We start from the raw sequence: 14279 nt of genomic DNA on the forward strand, positions 1-14279 counted from the left end.
GATTTCCCAAATTGGGTTGGTGTTCAGGCTAAAGTCAGCCCGGCTTTTATCCGAATCAAAGTGCGTTTCGTTACGGTCTTTCATGTGGAAATTAACCACGTAAACAGAATCTTCATCCTTTGAGCTGGTAAGTATATAGCGGTTTGAGTTATCGCGGGTAGCAGCGCTGAACAACTGATCAGTAGTGCCTGATAAATAATAACTTGTTGCGCCACCGCTTACGTTAAGGCGGGCTACTTTAATCTTGGCGTTATAAGGTTCGTTAAATACACCGTTAACCGCTGTTTTAACATCGCCTTTGTCATTATCATCTTTGTTATTATCGTCCGAGTTGTTATCATCGTTGTCGTCGTTATTATTATTGTTCCAGTTGATATGACTGCCTGGCCAAAAACTATAGCGGTCGCCAAAGTTGCCGAACAATACCAGCCCGAAGCCAAACACTACCACCGAAATTTTCAGGATGGTTGCCCAGGGCGATTTGTTATGTGCGAACAGGAGGTTTATACCCCCAATAACCAGGAATATTGGCCACAGGCGGAAGATGTTCCACCAATGAAAGTGCAGGTAACCGTAATTGGCCAGCAGGATGGCTGCCCCTATAAGCACCAGGATTACACCCGGGATCAGTTTATCGTTCTTCATGATCTTTAATTTTAATTGGCTATCAATTTTATTTATTCAGCAGTTGCAGTATTTTCAGTTGCGGGCGGAATATCGTTCGTATTACCCGGATCATTTTTGGCGGGCTGTTCCTCTGCGGAGTTACCCCAAACCTGCCGGGTTTGCCCGCTTGCAATCAGCGCCAGGCCAATTACAACAAATACAACGGGCCATAATCTTTCGAAATCAAAATCGGGTATCAGATCGTAATTGTCGATCAAAATGCCGGCACCGATCATGATCAATACAGCGCCTACAATGATGCCCGCGTGCGATCTTTGTTTTGGTGGCATATTAGTCACCGGGTCGGCTTTATATTGGCTGCCACCAAAAGGGTTGCTTTGCTCATATGGCGGGGTAAAAGTTGATCCGGGTTGCTGTGGCGGAACGGTATAATCAACCGTCGGGCTGCCAAATTTGTTATAGGGATATCCTTTTTTTGGAAGCACTATCCATAGAACAATGTAAGGGATAAAGCCCACGCCGCCTGCAAAAAAGGCGAATGCAAAAATCAGGCGTACAATGGTAGGATCCATTTCGAAGTACTCTGCCAGTCCTGCGCAAACGCCACCTATCACCTTGTGGTATTCGTCGCGATATAGTTTTTTGTTCATTTTATTGTGTTTTTAGAGTTGATCTTATATTTGGCCAAAGGCCGGTTTAATTATTATTTCATCTACATTTGCGCCAGGGCTCATTTTATAAGTATTAACTATAGCCGAGGCGATGTCTTCGGGCAATACCATCTTGTCTTTTTCCACTTCCATGCCATCCCATGATGCAGTGAGGGTTGAGCCCGGTATAACTGCGGTAACTTTTACACCGTATGGCTGCAGCTCCAAACGCATTACTTTGCTGAGACCAAGCAGCGCGTATTTTGTTACACTATAGGTGCCAGCCTCAGCAATTGGGGTTAAAGATGCCACCGAGCAGATGGTAAAGATATGCCCGCTACGTGCCGCCATTAGTTTTTTACCGAAATAACGGTAAAGCTCGTAAGCTGGTGCCAGGTTTGTATTTACCTGTTTGGTAAAGGCGTCTTCCGTATCATCCAGTATGCTGGAGTAAGTATACATCCCAACATTGTTTACGATAATACTAATGGTGCCCAACTGAACTTCTGCTTCTACCGCAAATGCTTTAACCTGTTCTTTTACGCTACAGTCAGTTACTGAAGTAAATACTTTTATTTTAGGGTTGATCGCCGCCAATTCAGCTTTGAAAGCGGCAAGCTCATCATTGTTCCTTGAGCATATGGCCAGGTTGATGCCTTCCTTGGCAAAAGCTATTGCTATTGCTTTTCCCATTCCTTTTGTTGCTGCGGTGATGATTGCGTTTTTCATTTTTTATTGTTGTAAAGTTTTAAAGCTGTATTTACAATGTTAGTTTATAGCAGTAATTATACATCAATAAACTTTACTGAAACAAATCTAATTGATAAAGGCACAGGTGTAATTAACCGATTGGCAAAGCGGGCCAAATTTTCGGTAAACAGGGGGAAAGTAGCGGTAAACGCGAAAGGGCTTAGATTGGTAACCTGTTAAAAAACAGCAAAGGCAAGTTATTGTTGATGATGCGGCTTTAATTTAAAGAAAAAATAAGTCTGGCTGGTATAGCTAAAGACGATGATCAGCAGCGTGGTGAGTATTTTTGAAGGGGTAGCATACCATCCGAAATAATCTACAAAAAGCTTTAAAAATAAAAAGTTAAAAACTACACATATCAGCACAACGATGATATACCTTACCATTTGTGTATGCCGTTTTAAGCCGGAATGCTGGAAAACAATATAGCGGTTAAGGTAAAAGCCAGAAGGCAAGCTAAAGCAGAAAGCGAAAAATAAGGAGGCGATGTGAGGGCTGAGCGTTAACGGGCCCAGTGCCAGGTTCCGTTTGTTAAATATAAAATGATAGCTTAGGGTGAAAAGGCCAATATCAAAAGCGGTATTTACCCCACCGCAAGCCGCATACCTGAATGTTTGCAAAGGTATGATCTTATTAAAAGGGGTATAAAAAAAATCAATGCTTTGTAAAATATTGCGCCGCAGGGCATGGTGCAGGTTTCTCATCCAGGTTGTTTATTTTTTTTGCAATATTTAAACAGAAGCTAATTTACGATATAGATCGGCAGAATAGGACGGGTAAAGCTAATATTTTGGTTTATTTAAGTAGTATTAAATAAAACCCTTAAGTCAGAACAATGTTAAAGTATTGGGTTTAGCGGGCATTGAGGCTACTAAATTTAAGCCCGATTGAATTACCACGACAAATTGTAGTATTTTTAGCCAATTTTTAATTGATAGATGTTTCATAGTTTAGGAAGATACATACTTTTACTTCGTTTAAGTTTCCGCAAACCCGAGAAGTTCAGTGTTTACTGGGACGAGATCATGCGCGAAATGGTATCCATAGGCATAGGTTCTTTAGGGATCATTGCTATTATTTCAGTTTTTATCGGCGCTGTTGCCGCTATCCAGGTAGCCTTTCAGCTATTAAGCCCCTATATTTCAAAATCGGTGGTCGGTAGTATTTCGCGCGATTCAACCATTCTTGAATTTAGCCCAACTATTTCGGCCCTCGTCCTCGCAGGTCGTGTAGGCTCCAGTATTGCTTCTCAAATCGGCACCATGCGAGTAACCGAACAAATTGATGCTTTGGAGATAATGGGGGTAAATGCGCCAGGCTACCTGATAGCACCGAAGATCATCGCGGGCTTAACAATGATCCCGCTGTTAACCATTACTTCGGTGATCCTTGGTTTATCGGGAGGATATATTGCTTGCGCAGCATCGCGTAACATTGCCACGGCTGATTATGTTATGGGTTTACAAAATGGTTTCAACCCTGTAATTGTTACGGTATGTGCAGTAAAATCAATTGCATTTGGCTTTATTATAACCTCGGTTTGTTCATATTTTGGTTTCTATACATCAGGCGGATCGCTTGAAGTTGGCCAATCGGCTACAAAGGGCGTTGTTTTCAGTTGTATCTGGATCCTGTTTGCTGACCTCGTAATTTCAAGCCTCCTGTTATGATTGAAATTGTTGATATCTATAAAACCTTCGGGGAAAACGCTGTGCTGAAGGGCATAAGCGCCAATTTTAAAGCAGGCAAAAATAACCTCATTATAGGCAGTTCCGGGTCGGGCAAAACTACGTTGTTAAAATGCATCGTGGGATTGCATGAACCAACAAAGGGCGAAGTGTATTATGATAAGGAGAATTTTACCGCGATGAATTTTGAAGGCCGTGTACCTATCCGTAAACAGATCGGGATGCTGTTTCAAAACTCCGCATTGTTTGACTCCATGACCGTTGAGCAAAATATCATCTTCCCGCTCAACCTGTTTACAGAAATGTCAAAGTCTGAAAAGCTTGACAGGGCTAACTTTTGTTTGAAGCGGGTAAACCTGGAAGGGAAAAATAAACTCTTTCCTTCAGAACTTTCAGGCGGGATGAAAAAAAGGGTAGGGATAGCCAGGGCTATATCCATGCAGCCCAAATACCTGTTTGTGGATGAACCCAACTCAGGCCTCGACCCAAAAACAGCCATCCTGATAGATGAACTGATCAACGAAATAACCGAGGAATTTAAAACTACCACGGTGGTAGTTACCCACGATATGAATTCAGTGATGGGGATTGGTGATAACATTATATTTTTGCATAACGGCGAAAAATGGTGGGAGGGTTCCAATCACCAGATCGCGCATACGGATAATAAAGAACTGAACTCGTTTGTATTTGCCAGCAAGTTTATGCAGGCAGCGCGGGAGAAGCTGTAGAAAGTCTTTAGTCCGGAGTCGTAAGTCATAAGTTAGTTTATTTCATATTCCTATATTTGCAAAAATCTTAAGTGCTTTATCCGGACTTAGGACTCAAGATTTAAGACTAAAAAATGATCCAACTTCTCACACCCACCCATTGGAAAGATTATGAGCTGATTGATTGCGGCGATTTTGAAAAGCTGGAACGTTTTGGCAATGTAATATTGATCAGGCCTGAACCACAGGCGGTATGGAGCAAGGCTTTAAGCAATGCTGAATGGCAAAAGCTGCACCATATTAAATTTAAGGGCCGCTCGGCAACGTCCGGCGAATGGATAAAAAAGAACCCTACTACGCCCGACCGCTGGCATATTGAATATAAAAATCCCGAAGCGAGTATCAAATTCAGGCTGGCTTTAACGTCTTTCAAACACCTGGGCATTTTTCCTGAACAGGCGGTTAACTGGGATTATATCACGCAAAACATTAAAAAATTTAAAACTCCTGAGCCTAAAGTACTTAACCTGTTTGCGTACACGGGAGGCGCCTCCCTAATTGCGCAGGCTGCCGGAGCGGACACTACCCACGTGGATTCTATTAAACAAGTGGTTACCTGGGCCAATGAAAACCAGGAGCTTTCAGGTATCACCAATATCCGCTGGGTAGTTGAAGATGCGCTTAAATTTGTAAAACGCGAGTTGAAACGGGGCAAAAAGTACAACGGCATCATCCTTGATCCACCGGCCTATGGTCACGGGCCGAACGGCGAGAAATGGAAACTGGAAGATAGCATCAACGAAATGATGGGCGATGTTATGCAATTGCTTGATCCGGATGAGCACTTCCTGATCCTGAATATATATTCGCTGGGCTTCTCTTCTGTAATTATTGAAAACCTGATCAAAAGCGCGTATCCGCAGGTGCAAAACCTTGAAACCGGCGAGCTCTACCTGCAGGCCACGTCAGGACTCAAATTGCCTTTAGGGGTTTTCGGGAAGTTTTATAAACACCAAAAATAGAATTGCTGATAAGAGAAACTTTCAGTAAAAAGGCTTGCCCGCATGCCCATAATTTTCATAAGATGGATAGCGGATATTTCCAACCGGCATGTACACAGATATTGTTATATTTGACACCGAAATGATAATGGACAGGTCAACCTTTTAAATGTCACATTCAAAAACATATGGTTTAAATATGTTTTTGAAAAGCAGCTTTAACTGTTGATAATTTTAAACATACCGGTTAACTTAAAGGTGTTATATTGCACGTCCCCGGTCATATACAAACTCAAATAAAGTAAAAGTAAATAATACCCCGCCTTAAGGAAAAAACAATATTAAATGAAAAACATCATTCTTTCAGCTGCATTTCTGGCATCATCTATCCTTTTTATATCGGGCTGCAGCCAAAGCAAAAACACTGCAAAAACATCCGCAAAGGATACTACTAAAAAGGGGGCTGTTGCCGCCGCCGCGCAAGACACTATTCCCGAAAAGATAGTTTACCCGCCGCTGGACAAGAAATTATATGATACGCTGATGAAGCGCATGGCGAACGGTGATACCACCGGCAAATGGCCGGTTAAAAATGCGCCTTACCCACTCCCCGGAGCGATACTGCCATTTAAACGTGTGGTAGCGTTTTATGGTAACCTCTCCGCTAAAAAGATGGGTATCCTTGGCGAGCTGCCACCAAATGAAATGTTGGCCAAACTACATGGAGAGGTAAAACATTGGGAGAAAGCCGACCCCAAAACACCTGTTCAGCCTGCTTTACATTATATCGCGGTAGTGGCTGCCGGTTTCCCAGGTAAGGATAACATGTATATCAACCGCATGCCAAGTAAAAAAATAGATAGTGCATTGCGACTGGCTAAAAGAGCCCATGCTATACTTTTCCTGGATATACAGGTAGCATTGAGTAATATCCGCGCGGAACTGCCTAAGTTGGAAAAATATTGGGAAATGCCTAACGTACATTGCGGTATTGACCCCGAATTTGCCATGAAGGACGGTATCCACCCCGGCAAAAAAATAGGCACTTATGATGCGGCCGATGTTAATTATGTTTCGGCATACCTGGCCAATGTGGTGAGGAAATATAACCTGCCTCCCAAAATTTTTATTGTGCACCGTTTTACGCGTAAAATGCTCACCAATTATCAGAACATTAAGCTGCACCCCGAAATTCAGTTTGTTATGGATATGGATGGCTTTGGTCCCCCTGATTTAAAGACCGGCACCTACCGCGATTATGTATATCACGACCCGGTACAGTTTACCGGCTTCAAATTGTTTTACAAAAATGACTCATGGTTGCCGCCTCATCACATGCTTACGCCCGAGGAAATAATTAAGATGTACAAACCGCATCCGATTTATATTCAGTACCAGTAGTTTAGAGATTAGAGGTTGGAGATTAGAGATTAGTTATAGCCGCTATGAACTATGAACCATCAACTATGAACAAACTAAAGTGGGGAATCATCGGCTGCGGGCGCATTGCGCATCGCTTTGTGCAGGGCCTTCATGAGGTGCCGGGTACGGAGTTGGTTGCCTGCTGGTCGCGCAGGGCAGAGACAGTTGATAGTTTTGTCGAACAGTACGGCGGCAGGGCTTGCAGATCAGTTGAAGAATTACTTTTATGCGATATAGATGTTGTCTATATCGCAACGTTGCCTGATAGTCATGCATTATACAGTATTTTAGCGCTTAATGCCGGTAAACATGTGCTGTGTGAAAAACCTGCGGCCACCAATCTCGCCATTTTAGAAAGTATACTTGCCGTAGCCCGCGAAAAAGGCTTGCTGTTTATGGAGGGGATGAAACCTCCATTCTTTCCATTATATCAAAAACTAAAAGAATATTTGCTCATTGACCCGATTGGCCCGGTTGGTTATGTCCGGGCGGGTTCGTCAGTGGCAGACATCAGCCGCGATCATCCTAATTTCAGCCACGACCTGGTTGGGGGCAGCATCATGCAGATCGGTATTTATGAAGCATTTTTAGCGATTGACTGGCTTGGTAATACCAAAAAAGTTCAGGCGCTGGGCAGGTTCGGAGAAACCGGCATTGATATGTTTTCGATTTTTCAAACCGAGCATGAGCGGGGCTATGCGCAGCTATATTCAGGTTTCGATCTTCACGGAAAAGGCGATGCCCTGATTTGCGGCACTTTAGGCAACGTTACCATTCATAAAAATTGGTGGAACCCTACGCGGGCGACGATTGATTACCTCGACGGCCGGATAGTTGAAATGAATGAGCCATTTACTACCGGTGGCCTTAATTACGAAATTGCACATTTTTGCGAACTGGTTCGTCAGCATACGACCGAGAGCCCAATCATTAGCCACGAAATGTCCAGGCAGATGATCGGCATGCTGGATGAGGCAAGGGCACAGGTTGGTTTGAAGTATAAAGGGGAGTAATAACCCTTAACGCCTGCGCAAAAGCGTTACATTTTGAATTTATCCCCGCATCCCTTTTTGTAACAATTCCGAAACCTAAGGGTCTCTTAAGCCAAAATTATCGTTAAATTAGCTACGTATGAAAAACGGCTATTGCTACTTTACGCTGCTAGTGCTCCTTCTCCTGGCTTCTTGTTCGCCTAAAGGTCCTTATGCGGTAACCAACAAGGTATACAAGGAGAAAACAAAAGGATATTTAGCCACTATACAAATGCAAAATCCGGATACACTGCGCGACAGCAGCGGTATGCCGGTGCCCTCAGCCTGGGTAGGCACAGTTAACTTTGGTATCCGGAAGCCCAATTATGTGATCATTCACTTTACCGCGCAGGATTCGCTGGCCCAAACGCTGCATACTTTTACGATTACCAGTACGCAGGTTAGCGCCCATTATGTTATCGGCAAGGATGGGAAGGTGGTACACATGGTGAATGATTATTTGAGGGCCAACCATGCGGGCCTGGGCAAATGGGGCAGCGTAACAGATATGAACAGCTGCTCAATAGGCATCGAGATAGATAATAACGGCAGCGGACCTTTTACCGCGCCCCAGATCAACAGCCTGCTGCTGTTACTGGCCCAGCTGAAGAAAAGTTATAACATCCCGCAGGCTAACTTTATTGGTCACCAGGACTTTGCCCCCAAACGCAAACCTGACCCGGGCCCTTTTTTCCCATGGAAAACCCTTGCTTTGCATGGATTTGGCTACTGGAGTGATGACGTACTTGAGCTGGCCCCTGACGGCTTTGATTATACCATTGCGCTAAAACTGATCGGCTACGATACCTCTGACCCGAAAGCCGCTATCGTAGCCTTTAAACGCCACTTTGTGCAAACAGATATTAAACCGGAGGTCACACAGCTGGATTTGAATGTACTGTATAATGTTTATCAGAAATACAGCCCCCCGGCCCCCTAAAGGGGGAGTAAAAATTCAAACGCTGTGCGCTAAGCTCCCCCTTTAGGGGGTTGGGGGGCCTTCCAACTATCCTTCAGCGTAACCGTGCGGTTAAACACCAGCTTATCAGCAGTTGAGTGCTTGTCCAGCGTAAAGTACCCTTTACGGATAAACTGGTAGCCTTTACCGGGGATAGCCGTTGCCAGGTCGTTTTCGATATAGGCATTAGAAAGTATCTGTAAGCTGTGCGGGTTTAAATATTCTTTAAAGTCGTTGTCCTCGTTGCTTGGGTCTTCCACCTGGAAAAGGCGGTCGTAAAGGCGCACTTCGGCGGTTTTAGCATGTGCTACGCTCACCCAGTGGATGGTGCCTTTCACCTTTAATTCGCTGGTATCCGCGCCTGATTTGCTTTCAGGCAGGTAGGTGCAATGGATTTCCGTAACATTTCCTTCTATGTCTTTTACAAAACTGTTGCAGGTAACAATATAGGCGCTTTTTAACCTCACAGATAAACCCACACCCAGGCGGAAGAATTTTTTAGGCGGCTCTTCCATAAAATCTTCGCGCTCAATCCAAAGTTCACGACCAAATGGGATGTCCCTGCCGCCTTCGCCGCCTTCTACTTCTGGGTTGTTCTCGCCGGACATCGTTTCCGTTTCACCTTCCGGATAGTTGGTGATCACCATTTTGATTGGGTCAAGCACAGCCATACGGCGCCAGGCGGTTTTGTTCAGATCTTCGCGGATGCAGAACTCAAGCAGGCTAACGTCGATCATATTCTCGCGTTTGGCTACGCCGATGCGGTCGCAGAAATCACGGATGGAAGCAGGTGTGTAACCGCGACGGCGCAATCCGCTTATAGTGGGCATACGCGGATCGTCCCAATCCTCAACATGCCCCTCGGTAACCAGCTGCAGCAACTTGCGCTTGCTCATTACGGTATAATTGAGGTTCAGCCTTGCAAATTCATATTGTTTTGACGGGAAGATCTCCAGTTGTTCAATAAACCAGTTGTAAAGGTCGCGGTGCGGGATAAACTCCAGCGTACAGATGGAATGCGTGATTTGTTCGATGGCATCTGACTGCCCGTGCGCAAAGTCGTACATGGGATAAAGACACCATGTATCGCCGGTGCGGTGGTGATGGGCATGTTTAATTCGGTACATCAAAGGGTCGCGCAGGTGCATGTTTGGCGATGCCAGGTCGACCTTTGCACGCAAAACTTTAGCGCCATCCGGGTATTTGCCGGCCTTCATATCAGCAAACAAAGCCAGGTTTTCTGCCACACTGCGGCTGCGGAACTGGTTAGCTGTTCCGGCTTCCGTTGGCGTACCTTTTTGGGCAGCTATTTCCTCGGCGCTGCTATCGTCTACATAGGCCAGCCCTTTTTTTATCAGGATAACTGCAAAATCATAAAGCTTATCAAAATAGTCGGAAGCGTATAATTCATTGGCCCATTCAAAACCAAGCCATTTTACATCTTCCTTAATACTGTCAACATATTCAATGTCTTCTTTAACAGGGTTGGTGTCATCAAAGCGGAGATTGGTTTTGCCGCCATATTTAAGGGCCAGCCCAAAGTTCAGGCAGATAGATTTTGCATGGCCGATATGCAGGTAACCATTAGGCTCAGGCGGAAAACGGGTAAGTACCCTGCCAGCATGCTTGCCGGTACGTAAATCCTCTTCAACAATCTCCTCTAAAAAATTTAATGACCTTTCTTCACTCATGATATAGTATAACAGATGGCAAAAATAGGAAAAAATGGGGAATGCACGTTGAGATGATACCTAAATTCACTTAGTGTAAGTGTTGCTAAGCTCAGGCATTGTTCTTTTACCCGGGGGACTTACTCGTGGGTCTGGCCAAAAACAAACCACCCCGCATCATTAACCTGATCAATCCGGGCCCTGCCTGTAAAACCCGCAATGCGATGCCTGGTTACAGGCCGCGCGAATTTTGCTGTTTTTATTGTGTGGCGTAGGTAGCCTGGAAAGTACCTTCGGTAACGGTGCAGGTATTGCTGGTGGTAAGATCAGTTCCATGGAATGCAAACGTGCCGGCCACCGTAGTGCTGGTAAATGAAGTAATGACAATACTGCCCGAATCACCAAAGAACGAGGCAGACGATCCCGTGCTGAAAGTTGCTGCCCCGGCCCCGGTTGACAGGTCGAAACTGCCCACCTTAACGTTGCTGGGGATAGCCAGGTAAAGCGTTGTGCCGCTAACATAAGAGCCGATGATCTGTAAGGCTCCGCTTTTGTATGCTGCTGTAATGGTGGATGTGCTGTACGCCGTTCCGTTAAATTTAAGCGCGATGCTGCTGGTTACTGCCGGCTTAGTAGCGCTTTTTTTACAGGAATTGAGGGTGACAGCGAATAAGGTAAGGGCTAAAAATGCCCATTTAATTGGTTTCATGATGTTAGGTTTTTGATGCAAGGTAGTAAAAAACTACAGCCTTAGGTGATTGTACCCTAATAAAATAATTACCCGAACTGCCGTTTCAATCAAACCCACTGCGCATTCAACATTCCGTGCTCAGCATTAAAAAAAATGCTAATTTTTTTACCCCGGCAATTATCATAACTTAATCTATCTTTGGGCACAAATTTTACAAGCGCATTCTCATGGCAAAAGCATCTGAAATTAAAGTAGGGAACATATTACGTTTTAACGGCGAACTGGTAAGCGTTACCGAAGTGCTGCACCGTACACCAGGCAAGGGCGGGGCATTTTATTTAGATAAGTTTCGTAACATAAAAACAGGTAGAGTAGTTGAGGCCCGTTTAGCTACAGATGAGCAGGTGGAGATTTGCCGCGTAGAAACCAATGATTTCCAATACTTGTACGCCGAAGGCGATTACATGGTTATTATGGATAATACTACATACGATCAGCATAACATTGCCAAATCGTTGTTTGGCCCATCTGCCCGGTTCCTGAAAGAAGGTATGAGCGTAATCGTTTCATTTGAAAGTGAAGAAGCAATTATGGCCCAGGCGCCCAATTTTGTAGAATTGGAAATTACCTATGCTGAACCCGCTGTTAAGGGCGATACCTCATCCGGTGCTTTAAAAACAGCCACTACCGAAAATGGTATAGAAATAAAAGTCCCTCTTTTTGTAAATCAGGGCGATAAAATTAAAGTAGATACCCGCACCGGCGAATACGTGGAGCGTGTGAAATAAGGGCTAAGAGCTTCATTTAATTCCAGGCATACTATTTAACCCATAAAACCACCACCCCGTTATTACAATGACGTAGTGCTGGATTTGTGGGTTAATTTTTGCAACTTGCCTTACCCATCATCATGATCAAAAATACCGGCATCAATACCTTTTTGCAACTGGATAGCAGTATTCCGGTGGTGGACGTTCGCACCCCTGCCGAATTTGCGCAGGGCCATATTTGCGGCGCGCATAATATCCCCCTGTTCAGCAACGAAGAGCGGGTGCAGGTAGGCACCACTTATAAACAGGTGGGCCGGGAACAGGCTATTTTGCTGGGGTTTGATTTGACGGGTTCTAAATGGTCGGGTTTCATTAAACAGGCGCTGGAGATTTCCCCTGATAAAAAGATAGCCGTTCATTGCTGGCGCGGTGGAATGCGCAGCGGCGCGATGGCATGGTGCCTTGACCTGTATGGTTTTGAAGTTTACCTGCTTACCGGCGGCTATAAACACTATCGACGCAAAACACAAGATACCTTTGCCGAAATGTTTAACATCCGCGTACTCGGCGGCTTAACCGGTTCGGGCAAAACTAAGGTCCTGCACCAGCTAAAGGCACTTGGCGAACAGGTGATCGACCTGGAAGGCCTCGCGCAACACCAGGGCTCGGCTTTTGGGTCGATGAATGGGTTGGAGCAGCCTACGCAGGAACAGTTTGAAAACAACCTGGCTGCAGTACTCCGCCTCCTTGATCGCGAGCGATCGGTATGGGTGGAAGACGAAAGCATCACTATTGGTAAACGTTTTATCCCCAATGGCTTATTCCACCAGATGCGCATTGCGCCCCTTATCGTGCTTAAAGTTCCGCCCGAAGAAAGAGTTGAATTTTTAGTAGGCGAATATGGAGTGCTCGATAAAGACTTCCTGAAAGAATGTACCCAAAAGATCTGGAAACGTCTTGGTCCCGAACAAACTAAAAATGCAATAAACGCAATTGATGAAGACCGCATGGCTGATTTTATCCGCATCGTGCTGGTTTATTATGATAAAAGCTACCGCAACGGACTTGCCAAGCGCGACCAAACAAAAATTATGGAAATTAATGCTGATAGCGCGGACGCTATGGCCAATGCCGGGCTCATCATCGCACAGCAAATAGTATTAACAAGTTCAGAAAAATTACATGGACACTGAAAATATAAAACTCACCCAATACTCGCATGGTGCGGGTTGCGGCTGTAAAATTAGTCCGGCGATATTGGATACCATATTGCATAGCCCGATAAAGCATGCGCCCGACGCCCGTTTGCTGGTGGGTAATGATACCCGGGATGATGCCGCCGTTTTCGACCTGGGTAATGGTACTGCGCTCATCTCCACCACCGACTTTTTTATGCCGATTGTGGATGATGCCTATGATTTTGGGCGCATCGCCTCAGCAAATGCCATTAGCGATGTATACGCCATGGGTGGAAAGCCTGTGCTGGCCATAGCGATACTTGGCTGGCCCATAGATAAGATCCCGGCAGAAGCGGCTCAAAAAGTGCTCGAAGGATCGCGTGCTGTTTGCGCCGAAGCCGGTATTACCCTGGCCGGCGGCCACAGCATTGATTGCCCCGAGCCTGTTTTCGGGCTGGCAGTTAATGGTATTGTGCCGGTTAAAAATCTTAAACAAAACTCCACTGCTATGGCCGGCTGCCGCCTCTATCTTACCAAAGCCCTGGGTGTAGGCATTTTAAGCACTGCCCAAAAACGCGGTGTTTTAAAACCAGAAGATGCCGCCACGGCGCTGCAAAGCATGTGCATGCTCAACAAAATTGGTGAAGTAATGGGCGGCCTGCCCGAAATAAAAGCCATGACAGATGTTACCGGCTTCGGCTTGCTGGGCCACCTGGCCGAAATGTGCGAAGGCAGCAACCTGCAGGCTGTGATTGAATTTGACAAGATCCCTAAAATTGAAGCTGTGGATGAATACCTTGCCCTGGGTTGTATCCCCGGCGGTACCATTCGTAACTGGAAAAGCTATGGCCATAAAATAGCCGCAATTACCGACCTCCAAAAAAACATCCTGGCTGACCCGCAAACCAGCGGCGGCCTCCTCATCGCCGTTGATACCACTGACATTGCGGCCTTTGAAGCTTTGCTGCGCGACAATGGCATCGCTGAAAAATGTATTTTGCCCATTGGATGGCTGGAGGATAGGACAGACGAGCCGCTCGTAAGAGTGGTATAGATTTTGTATATTATAGCTCTTAATTTGGCTAACCGGACGCTATGAGGCTGTCTCAAAAGTCGATTGTCTCAAAAGGTTA

General features: G+C 45.3%; 15 protein-coding genes. 9 read left to right on the plus strand and 6 right to left on the minus strand.

The window, feature by feature from the left end; genetic code table 11:
* The 4 genes from QZY09_RS15590 to QZY09_RS15605 all read right to left on the minus strand — a co-directional run.
* The coding region (locus QZY09_RS15590; protein ID WP_295673856.1) for a DUF5668 domain-containing protein at positions 1-645 on the minus strand (645 nt) is incomplete at its 3' end.
* Positions 646-677: 32 nt separating this feature from the next.
* Entirely contained in the window at positions 678-1277 is a 600-nt protein-coding gene (locus tag QZY09_RS15595) for a PspC domain-containing protein (RefSeq protein ID WP_295673858.1), read from the minus strand.
* Positions 1278-1301: 24 nt separating this feature from the next.
* Complete coding sequence (locus QZY09_RS15600; protein ID WP_295673861.1) at positions 1302-2006, minus strand: SDR family oxidoreductase; 705 nt, start codon at positions 2004-2006, stop codon at positions 1302-1304.
* Between the two features lie 218 nt (positions 2007-2224).
* Positions 2225-2731: a GtrA family protein gene (locus QZY09_RS15605; protein ID WP_295673862.1), complete on the minus strand. Its 507-nt coding sequence runs from the start codon at positions 2729-2731 to the stop codon at positions 2225-2227.
* A gap of 234 nt (positions 2732-2965) precedes the next feature.
* On the opposite strand from QZY09_RS15605, the gene QZY09_RS15610 reads away from it, so the two are divergent.
* The 6 genes from QZY09_RS15610 to QZY09_RS15635 all read left to right on the plus strand — a co-directional run bounded on the left by QZY09_RS15610 (position 2966) and on the right by QZY09_RS15635 (position 8819).
* Positions 2966-3697 carry an ABC transporter permease gene (locus QZY09_RS15610; protein ID WP_295673864.1) on the plus strand — a complete coding sequence of 244 codons (732 nt, stop codon included), beginning with the start codon at positions 2966-2968 and terminating at the stop codon, positions 3695-3697.
* The gene (locus tag QZY09_RS15615) at positions 3694-4446 is read left to right on the plus strand and encodes an ABC transporter ATP-binding protein (RefSeq protein WP_295673866.1); all 753 of its coding nucleotides are present in this window, start codon (positions 3694-3696) and stop codon (positions 4444-4446) included. Before QZY09_RS15610 ends, QZY09_RS15615 begins: the two co-directional genes overlap by 4 nt.
* Before the next feature lie 113 nt (positions 4447-4559).
* Positions 4560-5447: a class I SAM-dependent methyltransferase gene (locus QZY09_RS15620; RefSeq protein WP_295673869.1), complete on the plus strand. Its 888-nt coding sequence runs from the start codon at positions 4560-4562 to the stop codon at positions 5445-5447.
* Positions 5448-5771: 324 nt separating this feature from the next.
* Entirely contained in the window at positions 5772-6827 is a 1056-nt protein-coding gene (locus QZY09_RS15625) for a hypothetical protein (RefSeq protein ID WP_295673870.1), read from the plus strand.
* A 65-nt stretch (positions 6828-6892) separates the two neighbouring features.
* Entirely contained in the window at positions 6893-7861 is a 969-nt protein-coding gene (locus QZY09_RS15630) for a Gfo/Idh/MocA family oxidoreductase (RefSeq protein WP_295673872.1), read from the plus strand.
* 118 nt (positions 7862-7979) lie between these two features.
* Complete coding sequence (locus QZY09_RS15635; RefSeq protein ID WP_295673873.1) at positions 7980-8819, plus strand: N-acetylmuramoyl-L-alanine amidase; 840 nt, start codon at positions 7980-7982, stop codon at positions 8817-8819.
* Positions 8820-8848: 29 nt separating this feature from the next.
* On the opposite strand, the gene QZY09_RS15640 is transcribed toward QZY09_RS15635, so the two are convergent.
* Positions 8849-10528 (minus strand): glutamine--tRNA ligase/YqeY domain fusion protein, encoded by a 1680-nt coding sequence (locus QZY09_RS15640; RefSeq protein WP_295673874.1) that lies wholly within the window; start codon positions 10526-10528, stop codon positions 8849-8851.
* A gap of 238 nt (positions 10529-10766) precedes the next feature.
* Positions 10767-11216: a DUF6252 family protein gene (locus QZY09_RS15645; RefSeq protein WP_295673875.1), complete on the minus strand. Its 450-nt coding sequence runs from the start codon at positions 11214-11216 to the stop codon at positions 10767-10769.
* Between the two features lie 209 nt (positions 11217-11425).
* Here QZY09_RS15645 and efp point away from each other — a divergent pair, with 209 nt between their 5' ends.
* The 3 genes from efp to selD all read left to right on the plus strand — a co-directional run bounded on the left by efp (position 11426) and on the right by selD (position 14200).
* A complete protein-coding gene (gene efp, locus QZY09_RS15650; protein WP_295673876.1) occupies positions 11426-11986 on the plus strand; it encodes an elongation factor P in 561 nt (186 codons plus the stop codon).
* Between the two features lie 122 nt (positions 11987-12108).
* A complete protein-coding gene (gene mnmH / locus QZY09_RS15655) occupies positions 12109-13161 on the plus strand; it encodes a tRNA 2-selenouridine(34) synthase MnmH (protein WP_295673877.1) in 1053 nt (350 codons plus the stop codon).
* Positions 13151-14200: a selenide, water dikinase SelD gene (selD, locus tag QZY09_RS15660; protein ID WP_367119230.1), complete on the plus strand. Its 1050-nt coding sequence runs from the start codon at positions 13151-13153 to the stop codon at positions 14198-14200. The genes mnmH and selD overlap by 11 nt, the downstream gene beginning before the upstream one ends.
* Positions 14201-14279 lie beyond the last annotated feature (79 nt).

The organism is uncultured Mucilaginibacter sp. (assembly GCF_903913935.1).
Classification (GTDB): domain Bacteria; phylum Bacteroidota; class Bacteroidia; order Sphingobacteriales; family Sphingobacteriaceae; genus Mucilaginibacter.

What these genes read in the sequence shown, in the direction of transcription:
- QZY09_RS15605 (WP_295673862.1), bottom strand. Translation starts at nt 2,731, where the DNA reads ATGAGAAACCTGCACCATGCCCTGCGGCGCAATATTTTACAAAGCATT.
- efp (WP_295673876.1), top strand. Translation starts at nt 11,426, where the DNA reads ATGGCAAAAGCATCTGAAATTAAAGTAGGGAACATATTACGTTTTAAC.
- QZY09_RS15600 (WP_295673861.1), bottom strand. Translation starts at nt 2,006, where the DNA reads ATGAAAAACGCAATCATCACCGCAGCAACAAAAGGAATGGGAAAAGCA.
- QZY09_RS15645 (WP_295673875.1), bottom strand. Translation starts at nt 11,216, where the DNA reads ATGAAACCAATTAAATGGGCATTTTTAGCCCTTACCTTATTCGCTGTC.
- selD (WP_367119230.1), top strand. Translation starts at nt 13,151, where the DNA reads ATGGACACTGAAAATATAAAACTCACCCAATACTCGCATGGTGCGGGT.
- QZY09_RS15640 (WP_295673874.1), bottom strand. Translation starts at nt 10,528, where the DNA reads ATGAGTGAAGAAAGGTCATTAAATTTTTTAGAGGAGATTGTTGAAGAG.
- QZY09_RS15620 (WP_295673869.1), top strand. Translation starts at nt 4,560, where the DNA reads ATGATCCAACTTCTCACACCCACCCATTGGAAAGATTATGAGCTGATT.
- mnmH (WP_295673877.1), top strand. Translation starts at nt 12,109, where the DNA reads ATGATCAAAAATACCGGCATCAATACCTTTTTGCAACTGGATAGCAGT.
- QZY09_RS15630 (WP_295673872.1), top strand. Translation starts at nt 6,893, where the DNA reads ATGAACAAACTAAAGTGGGGAATCATCGGCTGCGGGCGCATTGCGCAT.
- QZY09_RS15635 (WP_295673873.1), top strand. Translation starts at nt 7,980, where the DNA reads ATGAAAAACGGCTATTGCTACTTTACGCTGCTAGTGCTCCTTCTCCTG.
- QZY09_RS15595 (WP_295673858.1), bottom strand. Translation starts at nt 1,277, where the DNA reads ATGAACAAAAAACTATATCGCGACGAATACCACAAGGTGATAGGTGGC.
- QZY09_RS15615 (WP_295673866.1), top strand. Translation starts at nt 3,694, where the DNA reads ATGATTGAAATTGTTGATATCTATAAAACCTTCGGGGAAAACGCTGTG.
- QZY09_RS15625 (WP_295673870.1), top strand. Translation starts at nt 5,772, where the DNA reads ATGAAAAACATCATTCTTTCAGCTGCATTTCTGGCATCATCTATCCTT.
- QZY09_RS15610 (WP_295673864.1), top strand. Translation starts at nt 2,966, where the DNA reads ATGTTTCATAGTTTAGGAAGATACATACTTTTACTTCGTTTAAGTTTC.